The 23133-nt window shown below is 29.6% G+C and carries 16 protein-coding genes; 2 read left to right on the top strand and 14 right to left on the bottom strand.

Annotated elements, in window-relative coordinates:
- Positions 1-179: 179 nt before the first annotated feature.
- The 8 genes from L3B96_RS17965 to L3B96_RS17930 all read right to left on the bottom strand — a co-directional run bounded on the left by L3B96_RS17965 (position 180) and on the right by L3B96_RS17930 (position 11147).
- Positions 180-1451, bottom strand: coding sequence for a response regulator (locus L3B96_RS17965; protein WP_238948234.1), 1272 nt, complete (start codon positions 1449-1451; stop codon positions 180-182).
- Positions 1452-1463: 12 nt separating this feature from the next.
- Complete coding sequence (locus L3B96_RS17960; protein ID WP_238948233.1) at positions 1464-2489, bottom strand: response regulator; 1026 nt, start codon at positions 2487-2489, stop codon at positions 1464-1466.
- A gap of 1 nt (position 2490) precedes the next feature.
- Complete coding sequence (locus tag L3B96_RS17955; RefSeq protein ID WP_012058933.1) at positions 2491-3666, bottom strand: HDOD domain-containing protein; 1176 nt, start codon at positions 3664-3666, stop codon at positions 2491-2493.
- Positions 3659-4960 (bottom strand): ATP-binding protein, encoded by a 1302-nt coding sequence (locus L3B96_RS17950; RefSeq protein WP_238948232.1) that lies wholly within the window; start codon positions 4958-4960, stop codon positions 3659-3661. Before L3B96_RS17950 ends, L3B96_RS17955 begins: the two co-directional genes overlap by 8 nt.
- 554 nt (positions 4961-5514) lie before the next feature.
- Complete coding sequence (locus tag L3B96_RS17945; protein WP_012058935.1) at positions 5515-5883, bottom strand: carboxymuconolactone decarboxylase family protein; 369 nt, start codon at positions 5881-5883, stop codon at positions 5515-5517.
- 4 nt (positions 5884-5887) lie between these two features.
- Positions 5888-7519, bottom strand: coding sequence for a thiamine pyrophosphate-binding protein (locus L3B96_RS17940; protein WP_012058936.1), 1632 nt, complete (start codon positions 7517-7519; stop codon positions 5888-5890).
- A 119-nt stretch (positions 7520-7638) separates the two neighbouring features.
- On the bottom strand, positions 7639-9582 hold the full coding sequence (locus tag L3B96_RS17935) for an NAD(P)/FAD-dependent oxidoreductase (RefSeq protein ID WP_238948231.1): 1944 nt from the start codon (positions 9580-9582) through the stop codon (positions 7639-7641).
- 125 nt (positions 9583-9707) lie between these two features.
- The gene (locus tag L3B96_RS17930) at positions 9708-11147 is read right to left on the bottom strand and encodes an ATP-binding protein (RefSeq protein ID WP_238948230.1); all 1440 of its coding nucleotides are present in this window, start codon (positions 11145-11147) and stop codon (positions 9708-9710) included.
- An 859-nt stretch (positions 11148-12006) separates the two neighbouring features.
- On the opposite strand from L3B96_RS17930, the gene L3B96_RS17925 reads away from it, so the two are divergent.
- On the top strand, positions 12007-13260 hold the full coding sequence (locus L3B96_RS17925; RefSeq protein WP_238948229.1) for a DUF4179 domain-containing protein: 1254 nt from the start codon (positions 12007-12009) through the stop codon (positions 13258-13260).
- A gap of 197 nt (positions 13261-13457) precedes the next feature.
- On the opposite strand, the gene L3B96_RS17920 is transcribed toward L3B96_RS17925, so the two are convergent.
- Entirely contained in the window at positions 13458-13799 is a 342-nt protein-coding gene (locus L3B96_RS17920; protein ID WP_238948228.1) for a helix-turn-helix domain-containing protein, read from the bottom strand.
- 131 nt (positions 13800-13930) lie between these two features.
- On the opposite strand from L3B96_RS17920, the gene L3B96_RS17915 reads away from it, so the two are divergent.
- Positions 13931-14578 (top strand): flavodoxin family protein, encoded by a 648-nt coding sequence (locus L3B96_RS17915; RefSeq protein ID WP_238948227.1) that lies wholly within the window; start codon positions 13931-13933, stop codon positions 14576-14578.
- Between the two features lie 111 nt (positions 14579-14689).
- Here the strand turns inward: L3B96_RS17915 and L3B96_RS17910 are convergent, their stop codons facing one another.
- The 5 genes from L3B96_RS17910 to L3B96_RS17890 all read right to left on the bottom strand — a co-directional run bounded on the left by L3B96_RS17910 (position 14690) and on the right by L3B96_RS17890 (position 23125).
- A complete protein-coding gene (locus L3B96_RS17910) occupies positions 14690-16723 on the bottom strand; it encodes a Na+/H+ antiporter (RefSeq protein ID WP_238948226.1) in 2034 nt (677 codons plus the stop codon).
- A gap of 224 nt (positions 16724-16947) precedes the next feature.
- Positions 16948-18417, bottom strand: coding sequence for a leucyl aminopeptidase (locus tag L3B96_RS17905; RefSeq protein WP_238948225.1), 1470 nt, complete (start codon positions 18415-18417; stop codon positions 16948-16950).
- A 973-nt stretch (positions 18418-19390) separates the two neighbouring features.
- Entirely contained in the window at positions 19391-21034 is a 1644-nt protein-coding gene (locus L3B96_RS17900) for a PRD domain-containing protein (protein ID WP_238948224.1), read from the bottom strand.
- Positions 21019-21537, bottom strand: coding sequence for an HTH domain-containing protein (locus L3B96_RS17895; RefSeq protein WP_238948223.1), 519 nt, complete (start codon positions 21535-21537; stop codon positions 21019-21021). Before L3B96_RS17895 ends, L3B96_RS17900 begins: the two co-directional genes overlap by 16 nt.
- 229 nt (positions 21538-21766) lie before the next feature.
- Positions 21767-23125, bottom strand: coding sequence for a PTS ascorbate transporter subunit IIC (locus tag L3B96_RS17890; protein WP_077856803.1), 1359 nt, complete (start codon positions 23123-23125; stop codon positions 21767-21769).
- Positions 23126-23133: the final 8 nt, after the last annotated feature.

Below are 23133 nucleotides of genomic sequence, written 5' to 3'. Positions count from 1 at the left end.
TTGTATCGTTTTTATTTTGTTGTGTCAATAGTAAAGACATTTGTCATTAGACAAATGTCTTTTGTTTTTTCTTTATTAATTTATATTTGAGTAAATTCTGCGGACTGGTTATTTCTTGAGCGTATAACCTTTAAAAGTATGGGAAATACTTAGTCTTCACGGCACTATAATTTTCTCCATTAAAGTGGCAATTTCATGATAATGGCTGCACCTTCTCCATATACACTTTGTGCTAGCAAATGTCCCTTATGTTTAACTACAACAATATCATAACAAATGCTCAAACCTAAACCAGTTCCTTCGCCAGGTTCTTTTGTCGTGAAGAAAGGATCAAATATTTTATTTATATTTTCTTCTTCAATGCCAGTACCATCATCTCTTATTTCTAAACAAAAATATTCTGCTTCCCTATAAGTCTTGATTTTTATGCTACCTTTTTTATCTTTGATGCCAATGTAATAAATTGAATTTTTTATAATATTAAAGATAACTTGTTCAATTTGGAATCTATTACACTTAATATAATCATCATCAATTAAGCTTAGCTCTAAGTCAAATAAATCATCAAGTTTGTATTCTTTAAGTTCCATCTTCAAAATTTTCATAGATTCTTCTATTAATTCACTGAACTTATTCATTTCAAAATTATCGTAAGCATCTTCATTAGAAAATCTAATGATATTTTTAATTATGCTGCTTATTTTTTCAAGACCTTCATTTGTCTCCGTTATAACTGGTTCAAAGTCTGATAGGATAAATTCTAATTTGCCTCTAGAACCTAATAGCTCTTCAAGTTCTTTTTTATCAGAAAAATATTCTTCATTTTCCTTAATAAAAGTTAAATATTTATCTAAATATTCTTTTAGAGTTTTAGCATAACTTTGAATTGTATATATATTTGAAGTAACATATCCTAAAGGTGTATTGATTTCATGAGCAATTCCTGCTGAAAACCTTCCTATAGTAGATAGTTTTTCTTTATTTACCAATTCAATTTGTGTTGTTTTAAGCTTTGCATTTGACTCCTTAAGTTGAGCATTAGTATTTTTCAAATTATTATAGGATTCCATCAAAGCATTTTGATATTCCCTCATCTTTATTGCTGATTTTAATCTTGATGTGAATTCTATAGGCTCAATTGGCTTATTAATGTAGTCATTAGCTCCAAATTCAAAACTCTTTTCCAAGTATTTTTTATCTGTTAGCGATGTAAACATCAAAATAATCACATTCTTATTATTTCTTCTTATAATCTCTAAGGTTTCTATTCCAGATAACTTTGGCATAACTATGTCTAATAGTATTATATCTATATTCTGAGTATTTACAATTTCAATAGCTTCTTCTCCTGATGCTGCTGTTATAATATCGCATTTAATTTCACTGATTTTAATTACCTCTCTTGCCGTCATTATGTTAAACTTTGTATCATCAACAATTAAAATATTCATAATTCCCAACCCCTAATCTGCAATTTTTAGACCTGTATTGATGTTTATTAAGAACTTGTCAGGAACTATAGTAATCTTGCCTCCAAATATTTTGCTTAAGCCATCTAGGAAATTTAAAATAAGCTTAGCTTCTGGCTTACTAGTAGTTTTTATAAAATTATTTTTGTTTCTAATGAAGAAATTAATATTTAAAGTTGTGTTATGCATGAAATTTAATAATAATTCTTCTTCTTTTGAATCCCAGGTAATAATCTCTAAAACATTATTAAATATTAACTCAAACACTCGCTTGTTGCCTAAATAATTAATTTGAGCTGTATTATTATTATCATAAATTATAGGTAATTTCCTGCTTTTTAACTCATCAAATCTAGGCTGTAGTGAAGTTAAATTAAAATTTTCAGAAATGCTTGGAACAGTCTCTAAATATTGAAAATATACTTTATCTATTAATTCACTAATGTGTTTTTGTGTAGAACATTCATTATTTGAACCATCATACATACTATTTTTCAAATCAAATATTATTTTCGAAACCACTTTAATATAATTAATATCTTTTTGACTATTTTTCACTAAATTATTGTTGCTATCAAGGATCTTCTTATATAACTTATTCTTTTCTTCTATTTGAACTTTAAATATCTCATTTTCTTTTACTAAGTTATAATATTTTAAGGCTTCACGAATAGCCGGAAGAAATTCCTCTTCATTATTCCATGGCTTTGTAATATATTTAAAAACGCCTACTTTATTCACTGTAGCTATTACTTGTGATATTTGAGCATATCCTGAAAGTACCATTCTAACTGTGTTAGGAGATATTTCTTTAACTTTCTCTAAAAGTTCTAAGCCATTCATTTTAGGCATTCTCATATCTGTAACTATTACAGCAATCTCATTTTCTTGAAACTGTTCTAATGCTTTTTCTCCACTACCTGCAAAAAGCGACTTAAAATCTTCTTGAATAGTTATTCTATTTATTGAATTTAATATATTAGTTTCATCATCTACAAAAAGTACATTAAATCTATCCATGCTAATTCTTCCTTTCCACTAAGTTTTTTACTATCTGTTCACATCTTTCTTCAGATATTCCGTAGTTTTCCAAAACCCCTAGGCTAAGCTTTGGTTTATAATTTGGATTTATTATATGCCAAGAATAATAATCTGCAATGTAAATCATTGATACGAGCTCTCTATTTGCATCGCTGCTTAACATAGGATTGTGGTGATATAACGCACTTTCGACTATTGCATACGGTATATCCCACCATTGTAGTAGATATCCGCCTAATTCTTCATGATCTATTTTGAATTTTTCTTTCTCTAAAGTACTTATCTCACCTAAGGATTTATCAGCTGCTAATTTATAAATATCATCATATTCCTTATCATATATCTTAAAGAAAGCTACTTTTCCTATATCATGAAGAAGACCTGCCGTACCGTAATAATCAGGGATCTTTTTACCTAAAGCTTTGTTATATAGTTCTATTAATATCTTATTAGTTAAGTTTGAATGCTCCCATATTTCATTTTTATTATAAAAATCATTTCCTGATTTAAAAACTTCTGCAGTTGCCATAATTGCCTTTAAATTTACCAGTCCAAGGCTTAATACTGCTGTCTTTATTGAAGCTGTCTTTATCCCATAAAAAGCTGAATTTATAATTCTTAGGACTTCAGAACTTAAAGTTATATCTGCCTCAATTAATCTTACTATCCTATCTATATTGTGATCATCATGTTCAACAACATCGCTTATTTCTTGTAGTACAGACGGAATTGTCGGAAGCTTGCCCATTTCTTTTATATGGTTTAAGGATATATTATTATGTAATAATTCCTCAGTTTTAAAAACCTCATCAATAGCCCTTCTAAAATCATCCTTTTTCCAAGGCTTAGTTATAAATAGCTTTGCCAAATTATTATAGATAGATTTAAAAACAGTCTTTTCATCTGTAAAACCGCTTAATATTAATCTTGTTACCTCTGGATATAATAATTTAACTCTTTTTAATAGTTCATACCCATCCATTTCAGGCATTCTCATATCACTTACTATTAGATCAATATGGTTTTTTTCAAGAATATCTAAAGCTTCTCTTCCACCATTTGCAATATATACATCATAAGGACTATCAAAAAATTCTCTTCTTATTGAATTCAAAATAGCTTTTTCATCATCTACAAATAAAATAGACTTACTCATTTTGGGTCACCTCTCCCTGTTCTTCATGTCTAATAGGAAGTTTTATAGTAATCTTTGTACCTTCTCCTAAAACACTGTCAACAATCAAATCTCCCTTATGAGTATTTTTTATAATATCATAGGCAATACTTAATCCTAGGCCAGTACCTTTACCTATAGGTTTTGTTGTAAAAAATGGTTCAAATATTTTATCTAAATTTTCCTTAGGTATACCTGTACCATTATCTTCTATAACACAACTTACAAATAAATCATCACTAAAAGTATGAATTTTTAATAATCCAAAGTAGTCTAGATCCGCCTTCTCTTGTTTTTCCTTTATAGCGTGAGAAGAATTAATAATAAGATTTAATATAACTTGGTTTATTTCACTAGGGATTGCTTCCACTTGTGGTATTTCATCTAGTTCAATTTCAATATTAGAGTTATATTTAATTTCATTTTTAGCTATAACCAGAGTATTTGTTATTCCATAGTTTAAATCATATTGTTCAAAATTCTTTTCTACAGATGAATGAGCAAAATTTCTCATTGCGGCTATTATCTTTTGAACTCTTTCAATTCCACCTTCAGTATCCTTTAATAATTCATCAATGTCATCCATTATAAAATCTAAATTATATTTTCTTTCTAAACTCTCAACATTTGCCACTTCATCTTTAACCAAGCACATTCCTTCTTCTGAATTAGCCAGTAAACTTTTATATAGCAATATTATCTCATTAAGCTTTTCAACATACTTTTTTAAAGTTCCAAAATTACTTATGATAAAGCCTAAAGGATTATTAATTTCATGAGCTATTCCAGCAGATAGATGACCTAAGTTTGCCAATTTATCTTCTTCAATCATCATAAATTGAGCATTTTCTAAATTTTTAATACTCCTTTGCAATTCTTCATCTTTAAGTTTCAATTGACTTAGGAGGTTTACCTTTTCTTCAATATTTTCAGAAATAATAAGATATTTCTTAACATTTGAATTTTCCTCAAAAATTTGGCATATAGATACCTTTAGACAAAATACAGAACTTTCTTTATTTTTAGCATAAATTTCACCATTCCAATTTTCAAATAGAAATAGATCGCTTATTTGAAGTATCTTATTATCCTCTGCATAACTACTTTCAAAATAAAATAAATCATTAATATTCATATTTTTAAGCTCTTCCTCAGAATAATTCCACATTTTCTCTGTTGAAGCATTAAAGAATTCTAATTTTCCATTAGAATCGGTAATTAGTAAAGACTGCTTGATATTTTTGATTATAGTCTCAAATAAATATTTCATTTCCATAAAAACTCAACCCCATTTTTAAATATTCTTTTATATTACTATAATTTCTACATCAAATACCAAAATCCTTCAACTTTACATTTATTTATAACTTATTACGCAATAAATTATATTCTATCTTTAGAAATATCTTTATTTTTTCTATTTTTTGTCAAATAAAAGTAACTTAAACCTAAAAACTTATATAAAATAAATAAAGCTGAGACTTTCTAAATACGAGAAAGCCTCAGCTCAACTAATTTTCTATTACACTTTTTGTGTATCCTAATCAGATATCATATGCATTTTTAATTTCAAGAAATAATCATTTGAAATTTGACCACTTAAATTTATTAGTAAGCACTTGTTTAACTTGGTACTTATATTAATGGCTTAGAAGTACGCAAAAATATGTTGTATTTAAAATCTCCCAAGTATAGAAACCTAACTTTTGATTGTGTGATAATGACTTAATCAGCGAACAAACGCGAGTAAATTTTCTGCTAGAGCTTATTTCATTTAGTACTTGTCACACTAAAAGTAGAAACATGAAGTTATGGAATGCAATCCTCAATTTAGAGCTTTCCAGCGAAAATTTTTCCTGCAATTCCTAATGCGCTACAAGCTTTAGGGAATCCTACATATGCTGCACATTGCAAAATAATTTCTAAGATTTCTTCTTGTTTTAATCCAGCTTTAAGAGCACCTTTTATATGGAAATCTAATTGTTCAAATGCGCCTTGTGTTATAAGGGCAGTTATTGTTACAATTTCTCTTGTTTTTAAATCCAAATTTGGTCTTGCATATATTTGACCAAATCCAAAAGAAATCATTTTATCCAAAAAGTCTGGAAATATCTCTCCTACAGAATTTATCATCTGTTCACCATTTTCATCTGTCATTTGTTTTAACATATTAATTCCGTTTTCATAATCTTTATTCATTTTACTATCCCCTTTTCATAGTTGGTGGTATTTCATTTGGATCAACCATAACTTCTATTAGAATTGCTTCCTTATGTAAATTTGAAATTTCTAATGCTTCTTTTAATTCAAGTTCATTGCAGCATCTATATGATTTTACACCAAGTGATTCACCAAATTTTTTACCATCTAATGGTACATTATAATTGGTCCCTACTGTCTTTCCAAAAAACTTTATCATAGCTTTTTCTGGCATATCTAACCTTCCATTATTTATTACTATAAAGGTAACTGGAATATTATAATTTGCTGCTGTTGAAATTTCAGCTCCCTGCATAAAAGTACATCCATCACCAGTTATGCAAACAATTCTAGAATTATAGTTTGCTAGTTGTGCTCCAATTGAGTAACCTATGGCATGTCCCATAGCTCCAAATACGTCATCAAAAAAGAATGTACCTGGTTTTCTGATATTAAAATATCTTATTGCATAAAAAGAATGACTACCATCATCGCCAAAAACGACAGCATCATCTGGTAATACTTTTCTTATTATTTCCATAGCATGAGCAGATGAAAGATACTTATTGTTTTCTTTAATATTATTTTTAAATTCATAAATCTCTTCTAATAAAGTATATTCTTTCCTTCTCTTATCTTTAGCTTTATCTAATACTAGATGTAGATTAGCTTTGATATCGCCAATAATAGGTAGAGTTTTAACTGGTAATGCTTTTTCTATGAATGTATTATCATAATCTAAATGAACTACTTCTTTAGGATAATTGTCTGGTGATATTCCTACTAAAGACATATCGGATAGTTTACTTCCTATGACTATCATTAAGTCTGTATCATTCTTAATATATTCACTTGATTTATCTGTACCGCCTAAGCCTAATGCGCCAAGTGATAAAGGATGGTTCTCAGAAAATGTTCCTTTTCCTCCTGGAGTCGTCATAACTGGTATGTCCCAAATTTCAGCTATGTTTTTAACTTCTTCGTAAGCTAGACTTGAATGTACTCCTTTGCCTGCCAATATAACAGGTTTTCTAGCATTATTTAGTTTACTAACAAATTCATCTAATCTCGAGGATATTAGTTTATCCATATTGTTAGGTAAATCAAGTTCAAATTCATCTATTTCTTCATCAAGTATGTCAAGAGGTATTGATAAATGAACTGGCCCTTTGGCACCTGAATAAGCTTTTTCTAATGCATGTTTTAATAATATTTGAAACTGATCAGCTCTTTCGACTCTAGCACTAAATTTAGTAACTGATTCAAACATCCTAACTAAATCTGTACCAAAAATTGTTGAATCTTGTCCTATAGCTTTTCCAACATTATGCATAGATTGCTGCCCAGTAATAAATAGTACTGGTACATGGTAAGCTTTAGCCTGTCCTGCAGCAGTTAGAGCATTTGTACCACCTGGACCAGAAGTTACAAGAGCAACCCCCAATTTCTTGTTAATTAACGAGTAACCTGCTGCTGCGTAACCAGCGCCACTTTCATGTTTACTTAAAATAAAATTAATATCTTGTCTATCCAATTCCATAATCAAAGAAGCAAGAGGTCTTCCTGGTACTCCAAAAACATTATTAATCCCCCATTTTCTAAAATTGGATACTAAAATAGATGCTATGTTTCTCATATGTATCTCTCCTTTTATAATTAATATTAATATTCTAAAAAGTAATTTTAGAATATTAATCATCTTATCCGATGCCCAGCTACACTAACACTTATATGCTTCCTGAATCAAGTTTTACCTTATTCCAAACTAATTGCTGCATAAAATCCCATACGCACAGCTGTACCAACGTTCCCAACTTTTTCACAATCGCCTATAACCCTAGTTTTTGTATAATATTTTGCTTTTATTTCCTCTGCCAGTTTATTGTTCACTACCATGCCCAAAGCGTTAATCACACTATCAACTTTTATAAATTTAGATGATCCATCATGTGTTTCTATATAAACGCCGTTACTATCAATTGATGTAACTTTACTATTTGTATAAATTTTCACTCCAGCCTTATAAAGCATAGGTATTAATGATGCTGCATTAACAAACAAAGCATCATTTGCAACTGCATCTGTTATTTCAATAATCGTAACTTTCTTACCATCTTCAGTAGCGAGTTCCAAAGCACTATCACAGCCTGATAAGCCGCCCCCACATATAACAATATTTTCACCTTTTAATAATTCTTTATTTTTATGTGTTTCAAATAAATTAATAACATTTGAACCGTCGCTGCCAGTAATTTGAGGATTAGCTGGGACTGCTCCCGTTCCTACAACGATTTTATCGCACTTTGCCAATATATCATCAGTAGCTGAAACTTCTGTGTCCAGCTGAATTTTAACATTCAATTTTTTAAGCTGAACATCATACCAATCTATTAATCTGCGCAACTGACTCTTAAAAGCAGGTATTGAAACTGCTGCAATCTGTCCCCCAATTACTTTTTCTTTTTCAAAGAGAGTAACCTTATGTCCCTCAATTGCAGCAACACGTGCTGCCTCTAACCCTGCTGGTCCCGCTCCTATAACTACGACATTTTGTGGGATTTTAGTATGCTTAATTTTAAAACGATTTTCATTACAAGCTTGCGGATTTACAGAACAGCTTAACTTAGTAAATCTACCTGCAATACGTCCTATACATCCCTCATTGCAGCGAATGCATGGTCTTATATCTTCACGATTACCACACATAAGCTTATTTGGCATTTCTGGATCTGCTATTATAGGACGTCCAAACATGATAAAATCAGCATTTCCAGATTCTATTAACCTAACTGCTGTTTCAGGCGTATGATTTCCCGAATTAAGTATTGGAAGATTAACAGCTTTGCGTGTAGGCTCACATAAATATTCCATACATGCATCTCCTAAATATGAAGGTGGAAAAACATATTCAATTGCTTCAGACGACCCTGCATCTATATCTATTGCATCAACTCCTGCCTCTTCTAGTAGTTTAATAAGATGCATGCTGTCCTCTATAGTACGCCCACCTTCAAAGCGATGATCAAGTGATATACGAAATAATATTGGCATATCTGGTCCAACCGCATTTCTTATTGAACTAACAATCTCCATAGGAAAGCGAGCGCGTTTTTCATATGTTCCACCATACTCATCTTCACGTTTGTTCCATATTGGAGACATAAATTGATCTATTAAATCTCCAGCATGTCCATGAATCTCAATAGCATCGAAACCTGCATTTTTGACATTTTTGGCAGAACATGCAAATTTTTTAATAATTTTTTTTATATCGTAATGACTCATAGGCCTACAATTAACTTTTCTATTATATGCTGCTGGTATAGGTGATGCTGACATCGGTGGCTCTCCATATTCGTTTGGAAGTGCATCACGTCCTGTACCACAACATAATTGGGCAGCTATTCTTGCCCCGTATCTTTGCACAGTTTCACAAAGAGTAGTAAGTTTTGGTATTACATACGTATGCTCTAATATACCTGAAAGAGGACCTTGTGCTATATCATGTGAGATAAACTGAGCGCCCATAATTATAAGTCCAGCTCCGCCTCTTGCACGTTCTTCATAATAATCAATTTCATCATTTGAAATAGTACCATCACTATTGGATGCATTAATTCCTATAGGCGAAAAAACTATTCTATTTTTAACCTCCATGCTTCCAATTTTAAATGGTGTAAATAACTTCTTATAGTCCATAATAACTCTGTCATTCCCTTCTGGATACCTATCACAATCTATATAGATACATTAAATACATAACTCACTACTTAAATAGCTTAGTTTATAAAATTTTTTCATATATTACTTTTATAAATATCCCTTTAAAAATAAATATCAGAAAATTCAACATTAATGGCATTTACTAATCCATTATCTGAAGATATAAATGCTCTATTTTTCTCCTCAAATGTAACTTCTTTAATAGGTAGGGTTATTGTGAATTTACTGCCAATTCCTAATTCACTTTCTACCTCAATGCTTCCTTCTAATATTTCTACCAGCATCTTTACTAATGCTAAACCAATCCCACTACCTTCTGCCTGTCTTGAAAGATTATTATCAACTTGTCCAAATCGTTCAAAAATCACTTCACGCTTATCTTCTGGAATCCCTACCCCAGTATCAATCACAGCAATTGACACTGTTTTATTCTTCATATTTTCTGTAATTTCAACTGTTATATTTCCACCTTCTGGTGTGAATTTTATAGCATTTGATAAAAGATTCAAAATTATGCGTTCATATTTTTCATCATCTATTGAAGTATTTATGCTATATGTATTAGTTTTAAATCCAAACATAATCTTTTTTTGATCTGCATATATTTTTATAGATTCTGCAATCAATTGTGTTATAAATACAATATCTATGTTCTTTTGGTTTAATTTAAATTGATCTGCTTTTAACTTGGTAATATCTAACAAGTTATTTACAAGCCTCAACTGCCTGAAAGCATTTCGCTTTATGCTTCCTATTAAGTTTTTGACTGATTGAGGAATCTGATTAATATATACCTGTTCAATCAATTGAATAGCTGAATAAATTACATTTATTGGTGTTTTGAATTCATGAGTAATAAGGGTTATAAATTCATCCTTCATCACAAGGTCTTTTTCTAAAAGCTCCCTTTGCTTTTTTTCGGATTCATATAATAGTTCTTTTTGCTTATTAATCTTACGATTTTGTTTTCTAAGCAATAGCTCTCGTTCTATGGCATCAACTACAGTAGTTAATGTCATTAGGAAAAATGGATTATGGAGTATAACAGCAGTCATTATACATATAGTTCCAAGCAAATTATCATCATCTGAATAGTGAAATGGTACTCCATAACATGCGCTCTTCTGTAAAGAATTATGATAATGATCCTTTCCTATTATCTGTATTGGATGATTTTGTTTAAGAGTCAAACTAACAACATTTGTTCCCATATCTTCCTCACGAAATTGAATACCTGGCTTAACTCCAAATTCAAACATTGTTTCGCCTATAGCTTCGTCCCCAAGAATTTCTAATAAATACCCATTCTCATCAGTAATAGTAACTAATATAGGAGTACCTTCTAAAGATTTAATCATTTTATTGCCAAAAAATTTAACAACATCTAAAACTTCTTTATATATATCTTTCTTTTTAGCTAATTCGAATTCTGATATAGCATTAGGAGACACTCTAGGTTTGTTGGGATCTAATCCTAATTTTCTACACTTCTTTTTTGATTCTATAATATAATCAGCTTCTTGTTCATCTATATCTTGCAACGTATATTGCCTCCTCAAAAGAAATCTTTAGTAATTTATGTATATCAATTCACTTTTTTACATAATTTACCCAACTATTATATCACTAAGTTTCTATTATCGGAATATTTATTCTAATTAATTTCATAATTTACAATAAATTCATATATATTTTATATTTCACGTTTTTAAAATCTCAAAAAAAATGTAAAATTGTAACCAATATTACATGAAAATTATTCAAATTAGCAGAAATAATTTTTCAACTATCTTTACTATTTTCATAATTCATAATAATTGTCTTTTAGAAAATCTTTTAATGCATCTTAACCCTATATCTAATAAAAATTGTTACATTGTTAACTTTTTTTGTTTCTAACTTCTTAACTTTTTCCTTTCTAAATTGTAAAAAAGTTTTATTTTAAAAAATGTTTGTTCAAAAAAATATTTATTTGTGACTTGCTTTTAAACGCTTTGATTTATCATATAAAAATATTACTATTATTTAACTTAATCCCTCAATCACAAATAAAATATGTGTAAATGCCAATCAATTTCTTAATTAATGGTTGAATATATGGATTTTGTATAATAGTAAAATGAATATTATGTAAATTAATTGATTGTTTTCCATTATAGGGATATAATTAATTGTATGATAAAAAAGACAAACTTAGTCGAATTTAAATATTATTATCTAAGTTTCATATACCAAAAGAACTACAAATAAAGCTAATACCATACTGTTCTTGGCTAAGTTCAAAGAACCAAATATAGTAAAGGAAGTTAGGTCACTTGCGCGACTTAACTAAGTTCGAGTAACCAAATATAAAATTTGGACTCTCACTTATTAAGTATTTAGTTAGGGGGAAAATTATCAATGACAAACAAAAAAATTAGTAAATTATTAGGACCAGTTCTTGGAATTATGGGATTTATGTTAACCATGGGTGCATTAGAAATGCCAGCTTTAGCAGATGATAATGTACAAGCAATTTCTTCTTACACAAGTAGTACAACTTCAGCTGCTGCAACTTATAAATATTATTCAGTTGATATAAATAAGAGCGTTACTCAAAATGGATTAAAAGTAACATTAGAAAAGGCAACGGTAACAAAGCATAAGTTAAATGCAGTAATTAAAGTAGAAAGCACACAACCTTTTGATAAAACCAAATACAATGATAATTCAATATTTCAATTACTTTATGGTGAAACTCATCGAGGCGGAGAAGGTATGTCCACTGATTTTATAGATGATAAAACTCTATTAATTACTATAGATCAAGACAATGACGATGAAGAATTTCCTGAAAGTGGTGATTTAAGGCTAGATGTAGTATTTCCTAATTATAAAGTTAACATAGGAATGGATGCAAACGCAGATTTTTCGGAATCATTTAAGAACATAATTGAAAAAGATTTATCAACAAAAATCTCTGGATCTGATCGGATCTTAAATAAGTTGGAGTCTGATGTTTTAGGAACAACAGTTACTTATAGCGAACCTCGAAAAGACCATGATGATAGGTATATGTATTCTTCAATGATCTTAAAGGTTGGCGATAAAATGTATAAGTTAAGCGCTTCTGGAAGTTCTTCAGATGATAAAGAAACAAAAGGAACTTATGAATCAAAGTCGGCTACCTATGATATTCTTAAAGATCAAAAAGATATAAGTGTAATACCTTTAACTTGTAATATAACTTGGGACGAATTTAGAAAAACATATGAAAATGGTAGTAAAAAAGAAGATACAAATAAAGAAACAACTAATAATGTAACCTATTCAAAATCTTTCGATTTCTCTGATGGAAGTAAAGGAGAAATATATAATATTGAAAGAAATGATAATACTGTAAAAGTATATTGTAAGGGAAGTTCAGAAAAGGCAAGTTTATTAATGGCAAGTAGCATGAGTATGTATTATAATTTTACAGAAGGTCAAGTTTATTACTCTAATTATGATAGCGATAAACATATGAGTTTTTATAAAGATCCAAATGTTGCTCTTGGATATATCGTAGAGTTTAATGATGTAGAAAAAGATAAATCATTAGATATAATTTCCAGAGATAATATAGAACAAATAGATAGATATAATCTAGGAAGTGAAATACAAATTTCTAAATAAACCATAGATTGTATATTTCTATAGTTTTTTTATTAAACACCCATTAATCTTAAAACTGAATTTATGATAGTAAAAATTTCATTTTATTTAGAATAATAGAGTAGCTTTTATGCTACTCTATTATTCTATTTTTATAAAAGTATTCTTATAGCTTAATTTGCTCCTTCGTTGCCTTTCATCAATATTAATTTTAACGTTTAATCTTCATCATTAATTTCTATTTGCTCCTTTGCCCAATCACTGAGACCTTTTAATGAAGGAATCAATTTCTTACTATTCTCCGTTAATGAATATTCTACACGAGGAGGCATTTCCAGGTATTGTATACGTTTCACTATTTTATACTGTTCTAATTCCTGCAAGCAGTTACTTAGTGACATATTAGTAATTCCATTTAGTTCTCTTTTTAATTCATTAAAACGTACTACTTCTTTTTTGGTTAATATACATAGTATAGGCAATTTCCATTTACCACCAATTACTTTAAGTAAATATTGTAGATGAGTATTTATGGACTTATCCTTTCTTTCATCGTTCATAATAAATAATCTCCTTAGTAAAATTAAATATACCTAGTCAAAAAAAGTTGCGTACTAGTATATTTTTGATTTAGTAATATAATTATATCATAATATAAATTTTATTTTAAATGAAAAGGAGCAAAACATTTATGAAAATTATCGCTATTAACGGGAGTCCACGTAAGAACTGGAATACAGCAACATTGTTAAATAAGTCTCTTGAGGGTGCAGCGTCAAAGGGTGCAGAAACTGAACTTATAAACCTATATGATTTAAAATATAGTGGGTGTATAAGCTGTTTTGCATGTAAAAGAAAAAATGTTGAGCATGGTAAATGTGCACTAAAAGATGATTTAACCCCTATTCTTGAAAAATTAAAAACAGCAGATGCAGTTATTTTGGGTTCTCCGATTTATTACATGAATATTACAGCTGGAATGACCGCACTTTTAGAGCGTTTCTTATTTTCTAATAGCATATATAGCGATGAAATACCAACTGTTTATCCTAAGAAAATACCAGTTGGATTTATTTACACTATGAATGCTACAGAAGAACAAATTGATCAATTTGGAGTTAAGCAAAGTTTTACTTTACGTGAAAATATGATTGCAAGAACTACAGGAAATCCACTAGAATCATTATATAGTTATAATACTTATCAATTCACTGATTATGATAAATATGAGGCTTCTAAATTCTCTGAAAAAGAAAAAGCAAAACATAAAGCTGAACAATTTCCTGCTGATTGTCAAAAAGCCTTTGACATTGGAGTAACGCTTGTCACAAATGCATAATGAAGCAGTAGCCAATCAAGCTACTGCTCTATTCTCCGTTTCACTGTTCTCTTTAACATTAAAACGGAGAATGCAATTGCATATCATAAAAAACTGCTTTATCTATATGAATTATTCTGCATGCTTATACAAAATCACACTTTCAATATAATTTATATACCTTCTTAATTCATTTGATTCTTCTCTAGTAATTTCTCCTGATTCATACATATTACGAACTGCTGAACGCTCTATATCCATGGCTTTAATTCTTAGTTCTTCCTTTTGTTTTATGCTTTCCTCATTATATTTAACTACGTTTCCTTTAAATCTATTAATCATGGTTCTATAATATAGAATTACGTCTTGTGCAGCGTTTGATCCTTCATGACTTCTTAGATATTCCTCTAAGGCTTCAATTGCAGCTTGAAAGGATTTTAATTGAATATCTTTTACTAATTTCAAATTATTTAGCTTGATTTCTTTCCTCTTTTTGAACTTTTTGTAAAGAATCTTCATTGCTCTCGTTAATTTTCTTACAAGAAACATAGTATCTTGACTAGGATTTCCTAGAAAGACTTCTTCTCTATAATCTAAAGATTTATCAAGTGCTTTAAATACTTGCTCATCAATCTCACTTTTACCCATTAATTCATTAATATATTTTCGTTCTGCCTTTAATGCTATTAATTGTATTTCAACCATTTCTTGATGATTAAAATTTTTCTCGACTGCGCTTGATGTTTGCTCAAATCTAAGATTTTGAGATATAAGTTTATATTCATGAATTAATTCATAAGCTACTGATTCATTTTCATCATTTATTTCTGACTCAACAGCTTTAATACCAGCAAGTAAAAGTTTATTTTTGGCTTCAATTAGGTTTTTATCCCCAATCTGTTTGTCTTCTTCTAATTCACCTTTACATAAAAACGGTAGAAATATTGTTGCGCATATTAATGTGAATAATATTACGCCAGCAGTTAAAAAAAGTATCAGTGAGCGTTCTGGAAATGTATCTCCGTTATCCAAGAAAAAAGGCATTGATAGAACTCCAGCCATTGTAACCGTACCTCTAACACCTGTTAAACTAGTTAATAGCGCTATTTTTACATTAGGCACTTCTATATTTTTACTTTTGCTTAAGCGATATTCATAAAAAGCTGAAATATAAGACCAAATAAAACGAATTGCCAAAATAACAAATCCAATTGCAATAACATATCCAATAGCCTTTAAATTTCCTATATTGGGATCAGCTATTGTTTCACTCATTGATAAGGGAATATTTAATCCTAATAATAAGAATACAATTCCATTTAATACAAATAAAATAATGGACCATATATTTTCTGTAAGTACCTGCTCTTCCGCTATACTAGTTTCAAATCTTCTGCTGATAAGTGAATGAACAATACCTGCAACCACCACAGCAATTACTCCTGATGCGTGTAAAAATTCCTCAGTAATTATAAATATTACAAATGGAGCTAATATCTGCAGAAGGGAGTGAAAGACAACATCATTTATTCCCTCTTTACGCAAATTAAATCTTATTAATGTCAAGATCAAGGCAAAAATCACCCCTAAGACTGCCCCTGCTAAAAATAAATATGAAAAATTTAAAATTGCGTCTTTTAATGAGAAATAGCCTGTTACTACAGCAGCTATAGCATAATTAAAGGCTACTATACCTGATGCATCATTAATCAAAGATTCTCCTTTAACAAGATTTAGCACTTTTTCAGGTATATGAATTCTCTTTGCTATACCATTTACAGCCACTGGATCAGTTGGTGATAAAATAGCTGCTAATGCAAAGGCAGCTGCAAGAGGAATTCCTGGTATCATCCAATGAATGAAATATCCTCCACCTATAGTTGTTAATAAAACTAATATTAAAGAATTTCCAAATATTGAACGCCTCATTTTCCATAACTCTTCTCTTGGAAAGTATTTTCCATCATTATATAAAATCGGTGCTACGAATAAGAGAAAAAACCATTCTTCTTCTAATTCAAAAGAAGTGTGTTTAAATGCAAATGCAATAATTACACCAAAAACAATTTGTGTCAAAGCTGTAGGTATAGATGGAACATAGTGACTAATAATATTTGAAATTAATAAACATCCCATCAACAATAATATCGTCATTAGTAAATCCACTTCATATCCCCTCCTCTGGTCTATTTTAACTTATATGTTATTACTATTATACATGATAAAATTGCTCAACAATAACATTTTTTTATAAATTAGTATTTTAGGTATGTAATCATATTTCTAGTTTGCCCTATAAATATAAAAAAACTTACTAGCTTTTTAGAAGCTAATAAGTTCTATTTTATCGAAGAAATTTAATATAAACTATTAGAATGCTTTTACTGATTTTAACACTTATTCTTTGCTAAATAGTAAAGAGTCCTTACACCAACTCCTGTACCGCCTTTAGAACAATAGCTACTTTCCTTTTCAGTCCATGCAGTACCTGCAATATCTAAATGTAACCAAGGCTTATTTTGTACAAATTCACCTATAAATAATCCAGCAGTAATAGTTCCTGCATGCCTGCCTCCAGTATTTTTTAAATCTGCTATATCGGACTTAATAAGTTTTTTATAATCATCAAAGTTAGGTAATCTCCAAACTTTTTCATCAGCTTTAAGTGATGCGCTTTCTAACTCTTTATAAAACTCATCGTTATTAGATACTACAGCTGTTGTAGTAACTCCAAGTGCAACTAATGCAGCTCCTGTTAATGTAGCTAAATCTATAACCTTATTAGCTTTTTCCTTTTCAATTATATAATGTACTGCATCTATAAGAGTAAGTCTTCCTTCTGCATCTGTATTTAAAACTTCAATATATTTACCAGCCATAGAACCAATTATATCTCCTGGTTTATATGCTTTGCCAGATATTAAATTTTCACATGCAGCAATTACTCCTACAACATTTATCTTTAGCTTTTTCTTTGCAATAGCACTTATTGCTCCAATAACTGATGCAGCTCCACCCATGTCTGATTTCATTGAATCCATGCTGCTAGTTGGCTTGATAGAATATCCACCTGAATCATAAGTGACTCCCTTTCCAACTAAACCTAATATTTCGTCCTTTTTGCTTTCATCTCCAAAATATCGCATTACAATAAGTCGAGGAGGAAGTTCTGATCCTTTAGCCACTGATAGGAAAGATTCCATTCCAAGTTCATTAATTTTCTTTTCATCTAATACTTCAACTTCAAATCCATATTTGTTTCCAGAACCAATAACCTTTTCTGCAAGAGTTTCTGGATATAATACATTAGCTGGTTCATTAACTAAATCCCTTGCAAATTTAGTTGTTTCAACAAGTATCAAAGCTTCATCTATATATTCATCTATTGAGTTTGGCTTTCCATTTTCATCAGTACAGATACTTACTTCAATTTCCGAATTTTCATTAGCTTCAGTCTTGTATTTGTCAAATCTATATTCTCCAAAACCAATTCCTTCAACCATAGACTTCGTAATATCTTCAACTGATAACTTCTCATTAGATATCATATTTAATGCTATTTTTTTAGCTTTTAATTCAATTGCCTTTTTTATTGCCTTTCCAAAAGAGCCTCTTATAATTTCTGTTGTCAACTCATCCTTGCTTCCAAGTCCAATAAATATTATGTCTTGAACTCCACTTTCAACTACAGTGGTAGCCACACATATTTCCCCAGCATTACCTTTAAATTTATTGCTTTCTTTAAAGTGCTTATATATCACTGTAAGCTTTTCATCTTGTAAATCTTTATTTTCACGATAAACAGGAAGCATAACTAAGTCAGCTTCATTAACTTTAATTGTATTAATTTTAAATTCCATACTATTCCCTCCATCTATAAAAGTTAGTTTATATTCGTAATTTTATATCTACTGTTCACTGCGTGTACAAACACTGGAAGTATTTCATTCCTTTATAGTTTATTATTTCAATCATAAACTTTTTATATGTTATAGATAACACAATCATAAGCTATGAAATATCTTCCAACTAGAAATAGGTAATATACTTTTGTGGAATGTTTCATTGGTAATTTTGATGGATATGATTCTTAATTGAAATTCCAAATCTATGATTTGGTCAATTGAAATCACTCAGTGAACGAAGTGAGTCGAGTTTCCTTTGAACTATTCCAAATGTGCTAGTTCACAGCTTGTTCTTTGAGGCTAGCACTTTGGGTGCAACTTTATATTCTTAGAATCACCCATCAGAATTACCTAGAAACTGGAACAAAAGTATATTATTCATTTCGGCGAGTTATATGCATAAGTTCAGGTCTTAGTTGGGTTATCTATATTGAAATAATAAATCTGCACTAAATGCTTACTTAAGCCTGGAATGTAGAAACTTGATTCCAACATGCGTATTAAAATTGTAAACAGTATAGATATAATTTGTTTAAGCCTTAACATCTATCATTAATGTTACGCTTTTATTGTAGTTATTATACCATATAATACGAATATGAATACTTTTTTCCATCTTTATTCAATTGGTTCTTTTCAAAACAATTGAAAATCATATTATATAAGTTATAACTTCAAATAAAGTACAACAGCAGCAAACTTAACTAAATTATAATTTACTACGAGATAAAGCTATTATTATAGTTTCTGAAAGCTTTGCCTTAATAGGTAGTTCCCAAATAATGAAAAGCACTGCACTAAATATATTATTTTAGTACAATGCTTACATATTAAAAATAGTTTTATTCAATTATACTGTTGAGCTTTAAAGAATCACGCTTACTTGCTTTTGTCATCATTATAGAACTTCTCATCGTCATTTATCTTTTTATCTAGATAAATTAAATATTCTCAAAACTTCTTCCACAGAATTAGTTCTATTCATTTCATCTATAAAATCATCTTGTTCTATTATTTTCATTAATTCCTTCAAAGCCTTCATGTGACTTTTATTATCTATTACTGACATAGTTATTATTACCTTTACCGGATCATTTTCAAGGTTTCCAAATTTAATTGGATATTTTAATGTCATAATACTAAAGCCAATTTTATATACTCCATCTTCTGGCCTTGCATGAGGCATTGCTATTCCTGGTAAAATAACTATATACGAGCCCAATTTTTCAACATTATTTATCATAGCATCAATATAAGAGTCATTTATGCAACTGTTTCTTTTAAGGATTTGTCCACCTTTTACTATTGCATCTTTCCAGTTTTCTGCTTCTTCATTTAGTTTAATGTATTTATCATTTATTATTTCACTTAATGAAGGCTGAATTATTTCTTTGTATGAACTTAAGCATGTCACTATTTCTTTTTCTAAATTTGAGTAGTTATTTATTATGCAGTTCTTATCAACTATATTTAGTATATTTTTTATGACACTTCTTTTTGATTCCAAATTCATATTATAATATTCATCATCTTCATTAAAACATTCAGAAAAACTTTCTTCACTTTCAGACTCTTTCTTATTTTCAATATCATCAAGTGCTTGTGAATATTTTGAAAAGAATAAGCTTAACTCACTGATATTTTTTTCTGTCAAAAATGGACTTACTAAAATACATCTTATACCTATTATATTAATTGGGATTGTTGTTATAATTAAATCTATAGGTTCTCTTTTTGCTATCTTTTCAATATCGTGGCTTGAAACTGTATCTATTATGTTTATGTCAAATATGGATTTAAGCTTTATTGATACAAATTTTGATGTCCCAGCTCCAGTAGCGCATACCACTAAAACTCTAGGCTTTATCTTGTTTAAATTCTTTATCCTCTCTAAAGATGCCATAAAGTGCAAAGTTATATAGCCAATTTCTTCTTTGCTTATTTCTGCATTTAAATCCTTTTCCAAAAATATCAGACTTTCTTCTACTAAAGTAAAAACTTCCTTATATTTATATATAATTTCATCAAGAAGAGGATTATTTATACTGACTCCATGTTTTAATCTATAAATCATTGGTCTTATATGCTGAATTAATCCTTCTAAAAGATGCTCATCCGCTTCAAAATTATACTTTGTCCTTTTTCCAACTTCACTTATCAATGTAGCGGAAATAAGCTGTATATATACTAGATCATCATTTTTTTCTTCTTTTAACATTACGTTACTTCCAAGAAGATGTATTGTCATATACCCAATTTCACTTTTTGGTATTTTTATATCATATCTATTCTCCAGCATTCTTGCCATTGCAGAAGCTATAGAAAATTCACAAGTTTTACTTAAATTTTTAAGCTCATTATCATCCATCACAATATCTTTAGCAAGTTCAATCCTCTTTATGGCAATTGCAATATGAATTAATAAATTGTTAAATGAATAATCAGATAATGTACTTTCCAATTGATCTTCTGCAGTCTTTATTACATTACCAATAAATTCTATATCCATATCCTTAAATAACTTTTTAAAATTAACACCAATCAAATCTGAGTCAGCTACATTTTCAAGCATAAGATTCGAAACAACTTTTTTCTAAGATCTTTCTCATCTCCAATAGCTTTTATTCCTTTGGATTTTTCACTTTGAAGCTTTATATTATTACCTTCAAGTAATTTTCTTACTTCTTTAAGGTCATTATTAATAGTTCCCCTGCTGACGAACATATTTTCAGCCAGGCTGTTTATTTTTAGATAGCTATTTTTTTCTAATAACTTATAGATTATATAAATTATTCTTTCCTTTTGAGACATAACATAATCATAGCTGTTTATGGATTCCATTAAGTTTAAAAGTCTCTTATTCTCATCTTGCCTTAAATCTATTGATATTCCCTCATTAGGTTTCCTAACTAATGGTTTTAAATTTATTTCTTTTAAATATTCATCTATTCTATCTAAATCATATCTTATACTTCTAGAACTTATTTTAAACTTAAGAGCAATATCCTTTATAGTTATAGGTACACTGCTGTTTGCTATGAGTTTTAGTATATCTGAACACCTGCTATTTAGCATATTATACACCTGCTTTTAATAAGATCACTCACTTTTTTATGACTATGAAAGAAAATAACTGCCCTAAATATACCATCGACTTGCTATTCCTTTGATAATACCTTAAATATTCATTAACTTAAGCAAATGAGTTGAAAGCTTAATTTACTTTCAACCCACTAATATTATTTATATTGAAGAGAAAGGATATTATGTCATTAAGATAAATTCCTTTAATTTATTAGAAATATCAATCTAAATTATTAATTGCTTTTGATTTAGTTTTTATGAAATTAGGAACAATTAAAACTACTAGTAATATAACAACAATAGCTATAACACCAAATTTACCTATTAATTCTGATGCTTTACCAAGTATAATACCTAAAACTCCAAAATCAAAATCACCAAAAGTTGTGTTTTGGAATCCTAATGAACCAAGTACAGGTAAAAGTAATGCTGGTGCAAAAGTAATCAAAAGCCCGTTTACAAATGAACCTACCATAGCACCTTTACGACCACCAGTTGCATTACCAAATATTCCAGCAGTTGCTCCACAGAAAAAGTGAGGTACTAGTCCTGGAATTATCAATACTCCTCCTGCAAATCCTAAAAGAATCATGCCAATAACACCACCAATGAAAGAAGATACAAATCCTATAACAACAGCTGTAGGTGCATAAGTAAAGAATACTGCACAGTCAACAGCTGGTACGGCATCAGGGATAATTCTAGTTGCAATACCTTGGAATGCTGGAATAAGATCACCAAGAATCATTCTAACACCACTGTAAACAATTGTTACTCCAACTGCAAATTTTAATCCTGCCATAAGAGCAAATAATATAGGTGAAGTACCATCTGAAATAGTTGCTACAAAAGTTGGACCTGCCGCTATTGCTGCAATTAAATAAAATATCATCATTGTTAATGCAGTAGAAATAGTTGTATCTCTTAAAAATCCCCATTTCTCTGGTATTTCAATTTTTTCAGTACTTTCTTCAGGTTTTCCTACCTTAGATCCTACCCATGCTGAAATATAGTACGCTAAACTACCAAAGTGACCTAGTGCAATATCGTCACCATCAGTTACTTTTCTAGTAAATCTTTGTCCTATCGCAGGAGATATTGAACTCCATGCTCCAAGTAAGAATCCACCGAATAATATTAATTCAGTTCCGCTCATACCTGTTGTCCCAAGAACAGCTGATAAAAGGCAAGCCATGAAAAAACTATGATGACCTGTTAAAAAGACATATTTAAATTTTGTAAATCTTGCTATCAATAAATTAATTAAAAGTCCTACAATTAAAATTGTCATTGTCTCTACGCCTAATACTTTTTGTGCAACAGAAACAATAGCTTCATTATTTGGAACAACTCCATTTATATGAAATCCCTCTTGTATCATTTTTCCAAGAGGATCTAGGTTAGAGGTAATAAAATCTGCTCCAGCGCCAAGCATCAAGTAACCAAGTATAGGTTTTAAAGTTCCCGTCATAATTTTATGACCAGGTTTCTTAAGTGCAATAAGTCCAACGAATGACATAATTCCCATTAATAAAGCCGGCTGTTTCAATACGTCTCTAAAAAACTCAAGAACTGACATATACTTAC

It is taken from the genome of Clostridium sp. YIM B02569 (genome assembly GCF_022320765.1).
GTDB lineage: Bacteria > Bacillota > Clostridia > Clostridiales > Clostridiaceae > Clostridium > Clostridium beijerinckii.
The sequence above is the reverse complement of the archived record's forward strand: the minus strand, read 5'-3'. Positions and strand labels throughout refer to the sequence as shown.